Source organism: Neorhizobium sp. P12A (assembly GCF_008365395.1).
In the GTDB taxonomy this organism is placed as follows: domain Bacteria; phylum Pseudomonadota; class Alphaproteobacteria; order Rhizobiales; family Rhizobiaceae; genus Rhizobium.
Genome location: NZ_QOVX01000001.1, coordinates 1,058,731 through 1,075,468, shown reverse-complemented (window position 1 = coordinate 1,075,468; position 16,738 = coordinate 1,058,731). Strand labels below are relative to the sequence as shown.

Annotated in this window: 18 protein-coding genes, 1 tRNA gene and 1 pseudogene; 8 read left to right on the top strand and 12 right to left on the bottom strand. The window is 60.3% G+C overall.

What is annotated here, in order from left to right:
• Positions 1-9: 9 nt before the first annotated feature.
• Together DTW90_RS05165 and DTW90_RS05160 are read right to left on the bottom strand one after the other, a co-directional pair.
• On the bottom strand, positions 10-3,354 hold the full coding sequence (locus tag DTW90_RS05165) for a transglutaminase family protein (protein ID WP_149336796.1): 3,345 nt from the start codon (positions 3,352-3,354) through the stop codon (positions 10-12).
• 166 nt (positions 3,355-3,520) lie between these two features.
• Entirely contained in the window at positions 3,521-4,621 is a 1,101-nt protein-coding gene (locus DTW90_RS05160) for a DUF475 domain-containing protein (RefSeq protein WP_132526757.1), read from the bottom strand.
• Positions 4,622-5,016: 395 nt separating this feature from the next.
• On the opposite strand from DTW90_RS05160, the gene DTW90_RS05155 reads away from it, so the two are divergent.
• Positions 5,017-5,259: a hypothetical protein gene (locus DTW90_RS05155; protein ID WP_149336794.1), complete on the top strand. Its 243-nt coding sequence runs from the start codon at positions 5,017-5,019 to the stop codon at positions 5,257-5,259.
• 62 nt (positions 5,260-5,321) lie between these two features.
• Positions 5,322-5,594, top strand: a complete 273-nt coding sequence (locus DTW90_RS05150) for a BON domain-containing protein (protein WP_149336792.1) — start codon at positions 5,322-5,324, stop codon at positions 5,592-5,594.
• 20 nt (positions 5,595-5,614) lie between these two features.
• Here the strand turns inward: DTW90_RS05150 and DTW90_RS05145 are convergent, their stop codons facing one another.
• A complete protein-coding gene (locus DTW90_RS05145) occupies positions 5,615-5,926 on the bottom strand; it encodes a hypothetical protein (protein WP_149336790.1) in 312 nt (103 codons plus the stop codon).
• A 433-nt stretch (positions 5,927-6,359) separates the two neighbouring features.
• On the opposite strand from DTW90_RS05145, the gene DTW90_RS05140 reads away from it, so the two are divergent.
• Both DTW90_RS05140 and DTW90_RS05135 read left to right on the top strand, forming a co-directional pair.
• The gene (locus DTW90_RS05140) at positions 6,360-6,575 is read left to right on the top strand and encodes a hypothetical protein (RefSeq protein ID WP_149336788.1); all 216 of its coding nucleotides are present in this window, start codon (positions 6,360-6,362) and stop codon (positions 6,573-6,575) included.
• A 271-nt stretch (positions 6,576-6,846) separates the two neighbouring features.
• Positions 6,847-7,191 carry a hypothetical protein gene (locus DTW90_RS05135; RefSeq protein WP_132526767.1) on the top strand — a complete coding sequence of 115 codons (345 nt, stop codon included), beginning with the start codon at positions 6,847-6,849 and terminating at the stop codon, positions 7,189-7,191.
• Between the two features lie 70 nt (positions 7,192-7,261).
• On the opposite strand, the gene DTW90_RS05130 is transcribed toward DTW90_RS05135, so the two are convergent.
• Positions 7,262-7,759, bottom strand: coding sequence for a hypothetical protein (locus tag DTW90_RS05130; RefSeq protein WP_132526769.1), 498 nt, complete (start codon positions 7,757-7,759; stop codon positions 7,262-7,264).
• A 172-nt stretch (positions 7,760-7,931) separates the two neighbouring features.
• Between DTW90_RS05130 and DTW90_RS05125 the strand changes: the two genes are divergently transcribed.
• Positions 7,932-8,243, top strand: a complete 312-nt coding sequence (locus DTW90_RS05125) for a hypothetical protein (RefSeq protein WP_149336786.1) — start codon at positions 7,932-7,934, stop codon at positions 8,241-8,243.
• Positions 8,244-8,346: 103 nt separating this feature from the next.
• Here DTW90_RS05125 and DTW90_RS05120 read toward each other — a convergent pair whose 3' ends face one another.
• The 6 genes from DTW90_RS05120 to cpdR1 form a co-directional block, all read right to left on the bottom strand.
• Positions 8,347-8,526 carry a hypothetical protein gene (locus DTW90_RS05120; RefSeq protein WP_149336784.1) on the bottom strand — a complete coding sequence of 60 codons (180 nt, stop codon included), beginning with the start codon at positions 8,524-8,526 and terminating at the stop codon, positions 8,347-8,349.
• Between the two features lie 97 nt (positions 8,527-8,623).
• Positions 8,624-9,766 carry an ABC transporter permease gene (locus DTW90_RS05115; protein ID WP_149336783.1) on the bottom strand — a complete coding sequence of 381 codons (1,143 nt, stop codon included), beginning with the start codon at positions 9,764-9,766 and terminating at the stop codon, positions 8,624-8,626.
• Positions 9,763-10,980 carry an ABC transporter permease gene (locus tag DTW90_RS05110; RefSeq protein WP_149336781.1) on the bottom strand — a complete coding sequence of 406 codons (1,218 nt, stop codon included), beginning with the start codon at positions 10,978-10,980 and terminating at the stop codon, positions 9,763-9,765. Before DTW90_RS05110 ends, DTW90_RS05115 begins: the two co-directional genes overlap by 4 nt.
• Position 10,981: 1 nt before the next feature.
• Positions 10,982-11,962: an HlyD family secretion protein gene (locus tag DTW90_RS05105; protein WP_149336779.1), complete on the bottom strand. Its 981-nt coding sequence runs from the start codon at positions 11,960-11,962 to the stop codon at positions 10,982-10,984.
• Positions 11,963-12,266: 304 nt separating this feature from the next.
• Positions 12,267-12,341 (bottom strand) — tRNA-Val (locus DTW90_RS05100).
• Between the two features lie 84 nt (positions 12,342-12,425).
• Complete coding sequence (gene cpdR1 / locus DTW90_RS05095; protein ID WP_111162680.1) at positions 12,426-12,788, bottom strand: response regulator CpdR1; 363 nt, start codon at positions 12,786-12,788, stop codon at positions 12,426-12,428.
• A gap of 185 nt (positions 12,789-12,973) precedes the next feature.
• Between cpdR1 and DTW90_RS05090 the strand changes: the two genes are divergently transcribed.
• The gene (locus DTW90_RS05090; protein WP_132526779.1) at positions 12,974-13,858 is read left to right on the top strand and encodes an N-formylglutamate amidohydrolase; all 885 of its coding nucleotides are present in this window, start codon (positions 12,974-12,976) and stop codon (positions 13,856-13,858) included.
• A gap of 3 nt (positions 13,859-13,861) precedes the next feature.
• Here DTW90_RS05090 and DTW90_RS05085 read toward each other — a convergent pair whose 3' ends face one another.
• Positions 13,862-14,293, bottom strand: coding sequence for a hypothetical protein (locus DTW90_RS05085; protein WP_149336778.1), 432 nt, complete (start codon positions 14,291-14,293; stop codon positions 13,862-13,864).
• 329 nt (positions 14,294-14,622) lie between these two features.
• On the opposite strand from DTW90_RS05085, the gene hisN reads away from it, so the two are divergent.
• On the top strand, positions 14,623-15,396 hold the full coding sequence (gene hisN / locus DTW90_RS05080) for a histidinol-phosphatase (protein ID WP_132526783.1): 774 nt from the start codon (positions 14,623-14,625) through the stop codon (positions 15,394-15,396).
• A 23-nt stretch (positions 15,397-15,419) separates the two neighbouring features.
• On the opposite strand, the gene DTW90_RS05075 is transcribed toward hisN, so the two are convergent.
• Complete coding sequence (locus DTW90_RS05075) at positions 15,420-16,394, bottom strand: alpha/beta hydrolase (RefSeq protein WP_149336776.1); 975 nt, start codon at positions 16,392-16,394, stop codon at positions 15,420-15,422.
• A 100-nt stretch (positions 16,395-16,494) separates the two neighbouring features.
• On the opposite strand from DTW90_RS05075, the pseudogene DTW90_RS05070 reads away from it, so the two are divergent.
• Positions 16,495-16,653: pseudogene (locus DTW90_RS05070) on the top strand (transposase); the annotation flags it as partial.
• Positions 16,654-16,738 lie beyond the last annotated feature (85 nt).

The window sequence follows — 16,738 nt, the reverse complement described above, 5'->3', positions numbered from 1 at the left end:
ATCTCTGGTTCAAATTCCCGGCGGACGTCGCAGATCAAGCGTCAGCGGGAATTCCGGCGATGCCTGCTCGGACCGCAGGATATAACCGCCGGCCGTGTGCCCCCAAGGCTCGAATCGCGCAAGACGGCGCGCTTCCGCCTCATTACCATTGACGGGGAACGTCTCATAGTTCCGGCCGCCGGGATGGGCAACATGGTAGATGCAGCCGCCGATCGAACGATTGGACCACGTATCATAAATGTCAAATGTCAGCGGGGTGTTAACCGGCAGCACCGGATGCAGGCCGGAGGCTGGATGCCAGGCCTTGAAGCGGACGCCGGCAACCGAGACGCTGGAGGCTCCGGTTGGTGTCAGCGGGACGCGACGGCCGTTGCAGGTGACGGCGTAGCGCGAGGGATTGTTGGTTTCCAGGCGCAGTTGCAGCCGCTCGACGGAGCTGTCGACATAGCGAACCGTTCCGCCGGCAGCACCTTCCTCGCCCATGACGTGCCACGGCTCCAGCGCCTGGCGCACTTCCAGCTTGTTGCCCTCGTATTCGACCTCGCCGCAGAAGGGGAAACGGAATTCGAGCTGGGCCTGGAACCATTCGGAGCGCAGGTCGAAGCCGTTCTGCTTCAGGTCGGCCAGTACATCGAGGAAATCCTGCCAGATATAGTGAGGCAGCATGAAACGGTCGTGCAGGGTCGTGCCCCAGCGGACGAACTTGCCGTCGATCGGGTTCTTCCAGAAGCGGGCGATCAGTGCACGCACAAGCAACTGCTGGGCAAGGCTCATGCGGGCGTTCGGCGGCATTTCGAAGCCACGGAATTCGACGAGGCCAAGACGGCCGGTCGGGCCGTCGGGCGAAAACAGCTTGTCGATGCAAATCTCGGCGCGGTGCGTGTTACCGGTCACGTCGGTGAGGATGTTGCGGAACAGGCGGTCGACGAGCCAGGGCAGGGGCTGGATGCCATGGCCCGGCGCCGGCACCTGGGCCATGGCGATCTCCAGCTCGTAAAGGCTGTCGTGGCGGGCCTCGTCGATGCGCGGCGCCTGGCTGGTCGGGCCGATGAAGAGGCCCGAGAAGAGGTAGGACAGCGAAGGATGGCGCTGCCAGTGCAGTACCAGGCTCTTCAACAGGTCCGGGCGGCGCAGGAAGGGGCTGTCATTGGGATTCTGGCCGCCGACGACCACGTGGTTTCCACCGCCGGTACCGGTGTGGCGGCCGTCTATCATGAACTTGTCGGCACCCAGCCGCGTCTTGCGGGCTTCGTCGTAGATCACAGTCGTGATGTCAACGCACTCGCCCCACCTTGCCGCGGGGTGGATATTGACCTCGATGACGCCGGGGTCTGGCGCGACGCGGATGACGTTGATGCGTTCATCCTGCGGCGGCGGATAACCCTCGATGTGGATTGGTAGCCCGATGGCGCCGGCGGCGTTTTCGGCGGCGGCCAGCAGTTCCAGATAGTCCTCGATCCGCTCGACCGGCGGCATGAAGACGCAAAGGCGGCCGTCGCGTGGTTCGACCGAGAGAGCGGTGCGCACGGCGCCGCCGATTTCGCCGAGCGTCTGTTCGATCCGGCCCTGCGCGCTGTCATCCGTCTGGAAGGACGCTTCGGGCATGGCCCGGCCGACCGGCACGAAGACATCGGGCAATGGCTGACGCGGGATCGAGGGGTCGGCGGTGTGGATATAGGGATAGCGCGCCGGCGGCACGTAGGGCAGGGTGCCGAGCGGCAGGCGGAAGCCGACCGGGCTGTCGCCGGGAACGAGGAAGATGCGGCCACGACGGGTGCGCCATTTCTCGCTGACCCAGCGTCGACCGTTCGCACGCGCATTCCATGCCTGGACCGGCAGGACATAACCTGCCTGGACCGGCAGGACATAACCTGTCGGGACCGTCAGGCCGCGCTCGAAGACGCGCGCGATGCGGCTGCGCTCTTCCGGGTCCTTCAGTTTCGAATTGGAGGGGTCAACGTTTTCAGGAAGGCTGCCCTCCTTGACGATCCATTCGGCCGGATCCTCGTAGGCCGGTTGCACCATATCGGGGGCGATTGCGAGTTCGCTTGCGACCGCGGTCAACAGCTTTTCCGCATCTTCTGACGTAGAACCTGTCTTTGCGCCTTCCAGTGCGATCAAGTCGGGATTCTGCCAGATCGGTTTGCCGTCCTTGCGCCAATAGAGCGAGAAGGTCCAGCGTGGCAGGCTCTCGCCGGGATACCACTTGCCCTGGCCGTAATGCAGGAAACCGCCGGGGGCGAAACGCTCGCGCAGACGGCGGATCAGGTTGTCAGCCTTGTCGCGCTTGGTCGGGCCGACGGCTCCGGTGTTCCATTCCTCAGACTCGAAGTCGTCGATCGACACGAAGGTCGGTTCGCCGCCCATGGTGAGGCGCACGTCCTCTTCTTTCAAAACGCGGTCGACTTCCTCGCCGAGCGCGTTCAGCGCATCCCAGCTTTCATCGGAAAAGGGCTTGGTGATGCGCGGATGCTCGGCGACGCGGGTCACCTTCATGTCGAAGGCGAATTCAGTGTTCGCTTCGCCGATATAGCCGCCGGAGATCGGCGCTGCATTGCGAAAGTGTGGCGTGGCGGCGAGCGGGATGTGGCTTTCGCCGGTCAAAAGGCCTGATGTCGGATCGAGACCGATCCAGCCGGCGCCGGGCAGGTAGACCTCGCACCACGCATGCAGGTCCGTGAAGTCGTATTCAGTGCCCGAGGGGCCGTCGAGCGCCTTGAGATCGGGGGTGAGCTGGATGAGATAGCCGGAGACGAAGCGGGCGGCGAGGCCGAGATGGCGCAGGATCTGCACCAGCAGCCAGCTGGTATCGCGACAGGAGCCCTTGGCAGTCTGCAAGGTCTCCTCAGGCGTTTGCACGCCGGCCTCCATGCGGATGACATAGCCGATCTCGTGCTGCAGGCGGGCATTCAGGCCGACGACCATGTCCACGGTCTTCTGCTTCGAACGGTCGATCGTTTCAAGGAAGGCGGCAAGCAGCGGGCCGGGCTCTTCCGGCGTGAGATAGATCGACAGGTCCTCGCGGATCGTTTCGGGGTAGTCGAAGGGCCACTTGGTCGCTTCCTCCTCGACGAAGAAGTCGAACGGATTGTAGACCGTCATGTCGGCGACGAGATCGACCTCGATCTTCAACTCTGTGACCGGCTCGGGAAAGACGTAGCGGGCGAGATAATTGCCGTAGGGGTCCTGCTGCAAATTGACGAAATGATTGGAGGGCGTGACCTTCAGCGAATGGCTGAGCACCCTCGTCTTGGAGTGTGATGCGGGCTTCAGACGAATGATCTGAGGCCCGAGAATGACCGGATTGTCGTATTTGTAATGCGTCAGGTGATAAATGCTTGCTTTGATCGACATTTTTCTCTTCGCCCGGCGCGCATCGTTGTGCGGCTGTTGCTGTTCCCGGATGGGATAGTGTGCAATGCAGCGAAAGAAAGCAAGGCGGTTGCCGATGCTTGGCACGGCGCGGGGAGGGGCAAAGCGAAGGCGGCGGACTTTCGCCCGCCGCCGAGATTCCGGTTTTTCACCCGGCTCTTACTTTTTCATTTCGTCCTGAATGCTCATGGACGATGCCGTTTTTCCTGTTGAAGCGGATGGACGACCAGAGCGAGATGCCGATCAGGCCGGCGCCGCCAAGCCCGGTGATCACCTCGGGTATGTGTACCAGCGTCTGCAGATACATGATGAACGAAAGGGCGATGATCGCGTAGAAGGCACCGTGCTCGAGATAGCGGTAGTGCATCAGCGTTCCCTTCTCCACCAGCATGATCGTCATCGAGCGCACATACATGGCGCCGATACCGAGACCGATGGCGATGATGAAAAGGTTCTGCGTCAGCGCGAAGGCGCCGATGACGCCGTCGAAGGAGAAGCTCGCATCCAGCACTTCAAGGTAGAGGAATGCGCCCAGTCCGCCCTTTGCCGCCTCGCTCATCGCGCGCTGCGAAGCATCGAGAAAACCCGCGAGCACCTCCAGCAGCAGAAAAGTGATGAGACCATAGATGGCGGAATAGATGAAGGTCGTGGCTTCACCAGCATCCTTCAACTGCGAGGAAAAGATCAGCACAAGAATCAGCACGAAGGCGATCTCGATGCCCTTGATGGTCGCAAAGCGCGACATCGCCTTTTCGAGGAACACGATCCAGTGGACATCTTTCTCGTGGTTGAAGAAATAGGTGAGGCCGACCATCATCAGGAAGGTGCCGCCGAAAGCCGCGATCGGCAGGTGCGCGCCGTGCATGATCTCGGCATATTTATCCGGCTGCCTTGCCGCCAGGTTCAGCGCCTCTATGGGGTCGATATGGGCCGCCACAGCGACGATCGCCAGCGGGAAGACGATGCGCATGCCAAAGACAGCAATGACGATGCCCCAGGTCAGGAAACGCTTCTGCCAGACAGGCGTCATTTCCTTGAGCTTGTTGGCATTGACGATGGCGTTGTCGAAAGAGAGCGAAATCTCCAGAACGGCCAGAACCGCACAGATGAAGAAGGCGGTGGCTACGCCGCCGAGCGTATTCGTCATGTTCCAGCCGAGCACGCCGCCGAGCACGAGGCCCGCAGCAGTGACGATAAAGGCCCATTTGAAATAGCCGAGCGCGCTGTGATGGGTGATCGGCTGTTTCATGACCGGCCTCCGGCTCTGAGGATCATATGCCGGTAGGCAAAAAGACGCGCCATGCCGAAAACGGCATGCGGGCGAGGCATGGTTGGGTTTGTCATCGAAAGAAAATCCGCCGGCTCATCTGCAGGCGGTACCGACATCGCGAGAGCGCCGTTCAAACTCTCGCCAGAGGGGCCCGGCACCAATGTTTTTCGTCCTGCCAATGTCAGGGGCCGCAGGACATCCTAAAAGTAGTGAAGTTGCCCGCGACGTCAAGGGCGCAGGGCGCAACCTTTGATTGATTTCACGCTTCCTTCCAACTGCTGTGCAAATTTTACGGGAACCAAACGCAACGAACGACGTTCGAAACACATGCAGGGCACCTCCGTGCTGTCATCCGAGACCCAGGAGATTTTATCATGACACCCCATTTCCGCCATCCTTCGGAGAAGCCGCCGACGCCGGCCAAGAGCTCCAAACGAGCGCGGCCAAACGCCTTGCGGCACGCTCAGGTGCTGCCGCCGCACAATGTCGACCTGACGCTGCCGCCGGCCACGCATGACGATATCCACGTGCCGGCCCATGTGACAGGCGTTGACCTTTCCAAGGAAGCGCCGGCCGATGCTGATGCCTCCACCAAGAAGGACATCCGCTCCCGCTAAAGCCGGTCGAACCAAAGACATCCCCAGGCGTTACCCATTCGTCGTAGCAAGGGACGATCGACATGGTGTTCAAGCAGCCGTTCTCCGGCGATTCCGGTTTCGAGCAGGGAAATTTTGGTCATCGCCACGCGGCGCTGAAATCAGCTATCGCGAGCGCTCTCGCCTATGCCGAGGATATCGACGCGAGCGACATTACGGTGACGATCGTCGAAACGACGATCGTGCTCGAAGGCAGCGTACCCAGCCAGAATGACATGGACAGGGCGATGGAACTGGCGATCGCCATTGCCGGCGCGCAGGTTCACAACCGCCTGTGGCGGCAAGCGCATCATTAAAACCGCCGTGTGGCCACCGATCAGATTGCCCGTTGCCCTGCAAATATCCTTGAGAGCACAATGCCGGTCAGCAGCATGCCCGCACCGCTGGCGACAGTATCGACCAGCGAACCCAGGTAAAGCGGGCCGACGTCGATGAAGAGCAAGTAGGCGACCAAAAGGTTCAGCCAGCCCCAGATGACATTCATGGTCGGCGAGCTGACGTCCCCGCCATGCATGCGCACGAAAGGCGTGCGAAACGGTCTGCCGCAGACGCCGGATACAAAATGCGGAATGCCGTTTGCCAGGAATACGCCACCAAAGAAATGCGCGATGTAGACGAGGATTGGCACTGGTCATCTCCTTGCGCGAACGCGTGTCTTCGAGGCGTAGGGAGGCCGATGAGCCTCGTCAAGCAGGTTTTTCCACAACGGCAATTTTGCAAGGCTGAGCCCGTTATTTGAGCGCAGATCATCCGGCGCGGGTTAGTCGGGCCTAATCATTATTTATTAGAATTTTCCAGATTCGGACGAGTCTAATCAAGAATCCGTCCTTTGGGCATTGGCCAGTCGGCGTAGGCCGAATCTACATACTGACCTATATTATTTCAGAATTGCATAAAATGCATAGAATAGCCGACGAGCTACGCCCAAAAAGCCCGGATTCATTACTTGAAGCGCGGAACAAATGAGCTTCGAATACAGTTGATAGGCAGCGGTTTTACTGCTGGAGGCGAACATGCATAGGCGGATGGCATTCAGATGCGTAGCGGCAGCAGCGCTATTGATGGCTGCAGCAGCTCCAGTATGGGCGGCGCTTGAGGGCGTCATCGATTATTCAACGCAAACGCCCGAGGTGGACGTCAGCACGGTGACGGGCTCCATCGATCCGGCGGCGGCAGCGGCACCGGACTGCGAGCCGGTCTATGCGCCGAAGCTGGTTCACGAGCGTGACGGCAGCATCGTCGGGATGACCTACGAGCTGGACGGCGACAATTGCTGACGAAGCGGCTACTGCAGCTTCATAGTCCCTGGGTTGTGGCAGCGCTGTCCTGAGCCTGCCCCGGGGTTTCATAATGTCCTGACACTTCCCAAAGCCCCTCCTTAAGAGGAACCTTCAACCCGGCAAGCCGTTTGCGAAGGGCGTTCCATGATCGCTCCTTGATCGCTCTTGTCCGGCTGCGTCGTGCATCGAGATCCGCCTGAGGAACATGAGGGGCCGGGCAAGACAGGGGCCGGTAACGCAGGGGGAAGGGGAAATACAGGAGGAAGACATGATCTCCCGTCTGACCACCGTGGCGCTGGCGCTTTTCGTTGGCGTCGTCAGCGTCCCGCATCTGGCGCTAGCGCAGGACTATGACATGGAGACCGGCCCGCCGCCCGGCTATCCGCCGCAACAAGGATACGATGACGACGACGGTGGCCCGCCGCCACCGCCGCGCCATGCGCATGCCTGCAATCTCGATGACGCCGAAGACGAGGCCCGTGACATGGGCTTTCACCGCCCGCATGTCATCGATGTCGACCCGCGCCGCGTTGTCGTGGAAGGCTTTACCCACCACGGTCCCGATCGCATCTACTTTGCAAATGTCCGCGGCTGTCCTGTGATCGGGCGTTAAGGGGAAACGGACAAGCTACCGAAAGATGGGCAAGCTCGCCGCCATGGCTCTCGTTACGGCGCCATTCGAGTTATTTCTTGCTCGGAGCTTTGGTATTTGCCGGCGGCGCTTTGCCATTCGTCTTGAAACTGCCCGTGAAGGCGGAATCCTTGGATTTTGCCGTGCATTCGATCGTGGTCGGTTTGCCCGAATAGGGGTTGCCGAAGGTGCAGAAGCCTGATGCCTCGACCTGGCCCGTCATCTTCGTACCGACACCCGTCGAGACCATATTCAGCGTCAGGCGCGCGTTTCCGGGCGTCGTCGGCCGTACGGTTCGTCCGTCACCACCGAAGCCGAGCATTTTGCCTTCAGACGTGAAAATAAAGGTCACGGTCCCGTCAGGGCCGGTCACGGTCGCCAATTCGCCCTTGCATCCTTTCGACGCGTCGAGCTTGCCGACGACCAGCTTCGAGCATTTGCCAGGCAGGGCGATAAGGCCGGGAGGACCGGGAAAATTCTGCGCCATCGCGCCGCTCGCAACTAAGAAAAATGCCGCGAGGGCACATGAAATCCGGCTGACCTTGCCCATGGCGATTCTGCTCCTAACTTCCGATTCGTCTGTGATGATATTTTACAGCAGGGTTGCGGCAAAGCTTTGTTGCAAATGCGCTTTAAGGTGAGACGGAAAAGTCGATCCGGGGCGAGAACAAAAGCCGATGCGCCCGATTTCCGTGATTAAACCATAGCTCGAGGTGGGTCCGATGAAATTGTTGATGGCAGCAGGAATAGCACTCAGCCTTGCATGTATTTCAGCGGCGGAAGCGCCGTCGAACTACGAAACCTATTATGGCGGCGTTCGCGTCGATTCCGATCCCAGGCTTCTCAACCACTATAACAGGGTTCTAGCCTATTGCGATCGCGAGGCAAGCCTGCCGCAGCGCGGATCGCCATACCCCAACGACACGTGGCACATTCTAGCGCTTCGCAGCTGTCTCTATCGATACAGCTTCGTCGACCGCGGGGTTCATTCCTACCCGGCCAATTGGTTCTGGGGGCATGTATTGGAACAGTGACGGCTGGTCCGGCGCAGAGCCGGTGGCTGGCCGCCCGCAATCGGTGGGAGCGGGCTGGCTATCGGCTCGAGGCGCGTTACGGCCTTGAGCCTTCCTTTGTCGATTAGCCGAAGAATCCGTCCAATACGGAAGGATGGATAGCGGGAGTTTTGACTTCTGATTTGCGGCGGCGTCGGGCGACAAAATTGGCCGACGAGAAGAAGCGCATGAAGCCGCCTTTGATGGCGTTTCTTTTGTTTTGCATTTTGAACTCACTTGTTTTTCTTTTTTTCTGCCGCTGCATGTAGGCGCGTCACTGCATTGTCACAATAGTGTCACGGACAATGCAGGCATGCAAAATTGCGGGGCGTTGAGGGCCCGGTGCGGCACGTCTCGCATATTCAGGCGCTTGTGGGACTTCGAGCTTCGAGAAAAAACGCAAGAACGGTGTAGACGACCGCCAATATCCACAGCGTGAGGAATTGCTGAGATACCTCGGCGATGGTCGCGCCCAACTGCGCAACACCGACCATCCCAAAAATCGCGGAAGTGCTGGGCAGCACGAGGGCTATGTCTTTCAGCCAGTTCGGGATTGCTTCCGCCGGCCAGGAAAATCCCGCAAGGAACAGAAACGGTATTCCGACAGCGGCCGTCAGCAACTGGACCGCCAGCGGGTTTCGCAGCAGCCTGGCGATGACCATGCCAAGCGACGATACGGCGATGATGAAGGGTAGGGCAAAGATCGCGATCGCGACGGGCGATCCGAGCCTCGGAATGCCGTAAAGATAGGGCAGGGCAATCAGGTAGAAGGAGGCGGCGAATATCTCGATCGTCAGATAGGCGAGCAATTTGCCCAATATCCTGTCATAGGGACCCGCCTGCTGCTGCGACAATGCCTCCAGCTTCGGGTTTGGATGCGTTTCGAGCAGGCCGACGCCGATCAGCAGGGTCTGCTGCAGGATGAGCACTAGGGCAGCGGGAAGAATATAGGTCGCATAACCGCCTTGAGGATTGAAGAGGGTGACCGCCGTCAGAGGGAGCGGATCCGGGGCGGCCTCTGCAATCACCGGATCCACATGGGCGGCGATCAGGCGAGCGGTCTCGATTTCGGCACCCATGGTTCGGGCAACCGCTGTCGCCGCGCCGGAGATGCGCTGATAGACCAGGAAATAGCTGGCGTCGGCATAAAGAGCGATCGGCGACGCGCGACCGTGCAGCAGGTCCCGCTCGAAGTATTTGGGGATGACGACAAGCCCGAATAGGTTCCTCGCGAAAATCGCGCGCTCGGCCGAAACCTCGTCCGGAAAGGTAGCCGCGATTGTGATATCCGAAGACGCTTCCAATCGGCGCGCGAGCTCCCGGCTGCTGTCGGTATCGTCGCGATCCACGAGCGCGATCGGTACGTTCCGCAAGGCCTCGTTTCGATAGGGCTGGGGATAGAAGACCGAATAGATGAGAACGGCAATCACCAGGACCGAGAAGGCGGGCCGCAGCTTGAAGATGCGCTCCAGTTCGATGCGATAGACCGCGAGAAGGCCGCTCATGTCCCGCCCTCCCTTCTTAGCCGTCTGCTTGCGTGCATCCTATCGGTGCGCAAGCCGAGGACTGTCAGTCGGAGAAACACAAGGAGGAGCAGGATCAGCATCAGCGCGAGGAGGGACAGCAGCGGCTGGAGCGACAGGTCGACGGGTGTGCCCCGGACGGTCTGGTCGACGCGCACCATCAGATACCAGGTCCCCGGCAGCAGTTGGCCCCAGTGATAGGCGAAGAAATTCATGCCAAGCCTGGGAAAGCCGATGCCCATGAAGCCGAATGCCGGGGCGGCGAACAGGGCTCCGATGCTGATGGCTGTTGCCGTCGGGCGCAGGATAAGCGCAAAAAGTGTGCCCAGAAACTGGCAGGCGAGCACAAAGAGAATGCCGCCGCAAACGAGAAGCAGCCTGTCGCCTCTGAGCGGCATTTCGAGAACGGAAAAAAGAACGATATCGGAAAGGCCGAGCACGAATAGAAACAGGATCGTATAAGGCAGGATCTTCCCGAACAGCGCGCACCACAGGCCGCCTCCGAGCCTGCGAAGGACCCGCAGACGATAGGGCCGGTCGACATCAAGGCCGACGCAATAGGCCATGGTGGTGATGACGGCCACCTGAAGGACCGACGGTAAGAGGGCTGCAAGAAGAAAATAGGCGTAGTTGAGGGTCGGATTGAAGAGCGGATGGACCTGGACCGGAATCGGCTGCAGGTCTGTCTGCGCGATGTCGACAGGCTCGCCCTTCTCGGTTCGCAACGCCAGCCGGATTACCGCCGCCACGCTCGGCACGGCAGCGCTGACCCCCCGAAGCGTCAAGTTGCCGGGCGTCAGGGTCTGGGTGTTATAGAAAAAAACGACCTCGGGACGCCGGCCGGCGAGGGTATCCCGCTCAAGATTGAGAGGAAGGTACAGCAGGCCGTGCACCTTTCCCGACAGAATGAGATGTCGGCCCTCGGCCAGATCGGCCACCCGGACGGCAACGGCGGTGTCCGGCGTGGCATCCACGGTGCGGATGACGGTTCTTGAAAGATCCGAGCCATCAAGGTCGAGGACGGCGATCGGCAACCGGGTTGCCAGGCCTTCGTGGAAGACGGTTGCCAAAAGCCCCATCAATATCAGCGGCATAAGAGTAGACAGGAAAAGCAGGAAGGGGCGGCGGCGAAAATGATCGACCTCCCGCCGGAAGACGAGAGCAAAGCCGGGTCTGATCGCTCCCTTTCCGAGCACGTCACGACCCCGCCTTGGGCCAGAGTGCGATCGCGCTCATTCCCGGGCGCAGTCCCTTGACCGGGCTGATCGGTTCGGCGCGGACTTCGAAAGTGCGCAGATCGAAATCGCCGGTCGCCCGGGTCGCGCGCCATGTGGCGTACTGCCCCTGCGCATTGATGACGGTGACCCGCACCTCGATCCTGCTGTTATCGAGGGCAGGCACCGTCACCTCGAACCGGTCGCCGATCGCAAGTCCCTTGAGCAGATCCTCACGCAGGTTGAAGGTGAACCAAGGGTGGTTGATGTCGATCAGGGAGAAGAGGGGTGCGCCGGCACTGAAATTTTCCCCAAGCTCGGCCACGCGCGTCGTCACTTGCCCATCGATCGGCGTGTGGATGGTTAATTCGCCGACATCCGTTTGCGTCTGCGCCAGCGAGGCCTTTGCCTGCTCGACCTGGGTGGCGGCGAGCGCCTTTTCTTCCTTGCTCGATCCGGCGACGGCAAGATCCAAAGCGGCCTGTGCCGATTCCCGCTTGCGGATTGCAGATTCGAGGTTGCGGGTCGCTTCGTCGACCATCGATTGCGTCGATGAGCCCGAGGTGACGAGCTTTGCCTGGCGCGCCGAATTCTCCTGATAAAGGGTGACGTCGGCATCGGCGGCGGCCAACTCCGCCTTTCGAGCCTCGATTGTCTCCGGACGGGTGCTGTTGACTCTGATGAGGTCGGCCTCGGAGACGGCAAGTGCGGCTTTCGCCATTTGCAGGCTTGCGACCAGTTGCGGGCTTTCCAATTCAGCGATCACCGAGCCCGCCGTGACATTATCCCCGACATCGGCGTTGAGCTTGGCAACACGTCCGGACACGCGGGGGCTGAGATCGACGCGATTCGCGGAAACTTCTCCCTGGACCACCAGCGGCGGCGGCCTGGTCGCAAACCAGAGAACGATCCCCAGGGCCACGATTGCCCCAATCGCGATCAATGCCCGAACAAGTCTCAGCATGCGAGTCTTCCCCTCAAATCTCCGCCAGCGATAAACGGTAGCGTCTTCCATGCGCCCTGGATCGGTTTAGCCGCTGGAAACGTACGCTGCGAGTGGAGAAAGGTACAGCGCGGGATAGCAGGCGAGGAGGTTTCTTATCTCGATAAATTTGCCTCATTACCGAAGGGCAACAGCGGCACGTCCCAAGTAGATTACGTGCACAAAATAAAGCCTTCGGAAGGCTTGAGGAGAGGCAATGCTTTGAAGACTTAAACTCACCAATCGGCGGCTTGGCGAAAGTCCCTTGTGGGTCAAGGGGATCGGATGGTGGGCGTGACAGGGATTGAACCTGTGACCCCTACGATGTCAACGTAGTGCTCTCCCGCTGAGCTACACGCCCATCCGATGGCGGCGCATAGATCACAAAACCCTTTGAGCCGTCAATAGGCTTTTTTGAAGTTTTGTGACGCGCCGCCGGAATGCCTTATGCGGCAAGGAGTTTGTTGACCTCGTCGACCAGTTCGCGCAGGTGGAAAGGCTTGGAAAGGACCTTTGCATCCTTCGGTGCCTTCGAATCAGGGTTCAGCGCAACGGCGGCAAAGCCGGTGATGAACATGACCTTAAGGTCAGGATCGAGCTCGGTGGCGCGGCGCGCCAGCTCGATGCCGTCCATCTCGGGCATGACGATATCGGTCAAAAGCAGCGAGAAGGGCTCTTCGCGAAGACGGTCGTAGGCGCTGGCGCCGTTGTCGAAGGACGAGACCTTGTAGCCCGCCTTTTCAAGCGCTTTCACGAGGAAGCGACGCATGTCGTTGTCATCTTCGGCAAGAAGTATCTTCTGAGTCATTACAGGACCGTCAATCAATGTCATCTCTCATGGCTATTCAGCCGTTAACCTTATCCGTCGCCCGTAAAGAAGCGATGAATAGCAATGTCGACGGCCATCATTTCAGTTGATGTTAGTATGGACTTGCGCGCAAGCAACTGGCAACATGGGCAGTGCACAACTTGTTGACATGGTAAAGACGTCTGATGCCTGCAGAAATGCGCGATTTCGAAATATTCGAGATACTGGAGCCCGTTTCGCAGTCAATTCCCTTTGTCTACAACTCTCCGCATAGCGGCCGCATCTATCCCCCCGATTTCATCGCCCAGTCCCGTCTTCAGGGCATGTCGATCCGCCGCTCGGAGGATCACTATGTAGACGAGCTGTTTTCGGCCGCCTGCGACCTCGGGGCGCCGCTTCTGGTTGCCAATTTTCCTCGCGCCTATATCGACGTGAACCGCGAGCCCTATGAACTCGATCCCCGCATGTTCGACGGGCCGCTGCCGCCCTATGCCAATATCAACTCGATCCGGGTTGCCGGCGGGCTCGGCACCATTCCGCGCATCGTTGCCGAAAACATGGAAATCTATGCGCGCCGCGTGCCGGTCGAGGATGCGCTGAAGCGCATCGAGACGATCTACAAGCCCTATCATGCCGCCTTGCGGCGGCTGATCGCCGCGACCCATGTGAAGTTCGGTTTCGGCGTTTTGATCGACTGCCACTCCATGCCCGGCAATATCCGCATCGCCGGCAGCCATGTCCGCCCGGATTTCATCATCGGCGACCGCTACGGCACCAGCGCTTCCGCCGAGCTTTCGCGTGCCGCCATGCAGATACTCGAGGAAATGGGCTTTGCCGCCGTGCGCAACAAGCCCTATGCCGGCGGCTTCATTACCGAGCATTACGGGCGACCCTCCCGAGGGCTCCACGCGCTGCAGATCGAGGTCAACCGCGCGCTCTATATCGACGAGATCACGCTGCAGAAGAGCCCGGATTTCAACGCTGTCAGGGCTGCGATGACCTCGTTCATGCGGCAGATGGCGGATTATGTCGATAAGTTCGCGGGCGACACGGCGCTCGCTGCCGAATAGCGATCAGCTGGTTTTTCGCAGCATCTTCAGCAAGGTTTCCGATTGCGCTTGTGCCTCCGTCCGGGCCTGCTGGTCCAGCATGTCGGGGCCGCAGAAATGCGCTCGGTCCGCCGTGTCGGTTTCGCCGGCTTCCGGATGGCCCGATCCCGATATGACCAACCGCCAGGCGCAGCCAAGGGTGCGGTCCTCGCGGATCGCCTGCTCGCAGCCTGTGCTGAGGCAAAAGGAAATCGTGCGCTGGGCGTCGTAGGAGCCGGACAGGGCATCGGTATAATTCCTGTCCCAGGCCGTGCGTATTCTCTCGCAGGCGCCCGGATCGGCGGTTTGGCGGCACTCGACCGCGGTGTTGATATAGTCGCCGGCCGCGACCCAGCCGGGAGGTTCCGACAGGTCGACGCAGCCGCAGGCATACAAGGCCGCTATCACGAATCGCATTGACATCATCCCCACCACACCGCTGAATCATAGAACGGCGGGGAATTCAGGCAAGACGGGTTTCGGAAAAGCTTTGCAGGCAGCCGGTTGACCGGATCCCCAAAAAAAGAACCGCGCCTGCGGCGCGGCTAAGTCTAGGGAGGAAACACCCAAGGAGGGTATTTACAGTCAGAAGACTGTAGGGAAACACTATTATTGCGTTGCACAAATGTCAAGCATCTTTTTGCATTGCATCAAATTTAGGCAACTGCCGGTTTCCTGCCTTATCCATTTGCAGCTGTTGGCTTTTAGGCTATGACATCGCGTCCAAACCAAGGATCGGATCGACCATGCTTCCTGACCGCTCGTTCTTTCATCGGCTCGCCGAAGCGGCCAAGGCCGAGACGCTGCCACGCTTCCGCTCGGGGCTCGACGTGGTCAACAAGGAGGCCGGCGGCTTCGATCCCGTCACCGAGGGCGATCGTGCCGCAGAGGCGGCGATCCGGGCGCTTATCGAGGCGGAATTTCCCGACCACGGCATTCTCGGCGAAGAACACGGCAATGTCGGTCTCGACCGCGAATATGTCTGGGTGATCGATCCGATCGACGGCACGCGCGCCTTCATATCCGGCGTACCCGTCTGGGGCACGCTGATCGGCCTGCACAGGAACGGCCGAGCGATCATGGGCCTGATCGACCAGCCATTTACCGGCGAGCGCTATTTCGCCGACGGCAAGAGCTCGAGCTATGTCGGGCCGGATGGGGAGAGGACGCTCAAGGTGCGCGATTGCGGCGACCTGTCGAAGGCGATCCTGTTTACCACCTCTCCACATCTGTTCGTCGGCGACGAGGTGGCGAAATATCGCGAGATCGAAAGCCAGGTCAGGCTCTTCCGATACGGCACCGATTGCTACGCCTATGCGCTGCTGGCTGCCGGCCACGTCGATCTCGTGGTGGAAACGGTGCTGAAGCCCTATGATGTCGGCGGAATCATCCCTGTGATCGAGCAGGCGGGCGGCATCATCACCACCTGGGACGGCGGTCGCCCCGAAATGGGCGGATCGGTCATCGCCGCGGGCAGCCGCGCCGTGCATGAACAGGCAATGGCGATCCTGTCTCGCTGACAAGCGGCATCGCAAATTTAAGCTTAAGCGCCGGCTCCGACGACCTCAGTGCTGGCTTCAGCATCGCTGCCGGGGATGAAGGCGTGGATGGCGGCAAGGGCTGCCGCGCGATAGCTGTCCCTTTCCTGCAGCACCTCATGCTTGGCGCCCGGCACAGGCACCAGCTGCGCCGCGCGGAAATAGCGCGACAGCCTTTCCTGGTCTGCATAGGGCACCACCCCGTCGCGCGTCGGCGCGATCAGCACCGTCGGGATGGTGATCGAAAACAGATGGTCCGGAGTGGAGGCGCCGCGGATGGTGAGGATCGCTTCGTGCAGCCAGCGGGCGGTCGGCGGCCCCAGCCCGAGCTCCGGATGAGCCTTGTAGATCGCTTCGTTGCGTCTATAGCGTCGCTCGTCCGTCGTCAGGGGATTTTCCGAAAACGGCACTTCCTTGAATTTCTTGGTGAATTGCATGGTGCCGAGACCGGTCCTGCAGGCGCTGCCGGAAAGCCAGCTGATGGCGTTCAGCGAGAAGGCCTGTCCCGTGAGGCCGACAAAGGGAGCCAACAGCACCATGCGCTCGATGCGGCACGTCAATCGCGGCGCGGCCGAGAGCGCAATCAGGGCGCCGGTGGAATGCCCCAGGAGATAGAAGGGCAGGCGTGTATCCGGCAGGACGATCTGCTTGAGGAAGGTGTCCAGGTCGCGCTCGTAGTCGGAGAAGCGCCGGACGTGGCCGCGTTTGCCGTCACGATGCAGCCGTGTCGAGCCACCTTGGCCGCGTAGGTCGAAGGTGGCAACCCACAGGCCTTTCGCGTTCAGATCGCGGATCGTCTCGAAATATTTCTCGATGAACTCGTTGCGCCCCTGAAGGATGACGACCGTTCCCTTTGCGACCGGCTGGGCGCAACGGAAGACGGCGTACCGCAGTTTCAGCCCGTCATGGGTCTCGAAATAGCCCTCGGTACGATTGTCCGGAGCGGGATTGTCTGGTGTCGGGAAAAGGATCGAATCCATTGAGGGCCGCGATTTGCTGAGAGCGAAGCAGCATAATGGGGTAGTGCGGCAGATATGAAAAGTGCCGACAAAAGCCGCGACTGAAACTTTAGGCTCAGGACAGCTCTACCGCCAACGCCATAAGGTCGAGATCATGTTCGGCAGGCTCAAGGACTGGCGCCGCGTCCACACCCGCTACGATCGCTGCGCCCACACCTTCACGGGCGCCATCACCCTCGCCGCGATTATCCTCTTCTGGCTGCCCAGTCGTGAGTCCTGAGTCTCGGCGGCGTAGACAAACTCCACATGTCACGGTTTCCCTTAAAGCGCCCCGTGCAGGCACGCCTTGGCCGACGAGTTGTCGA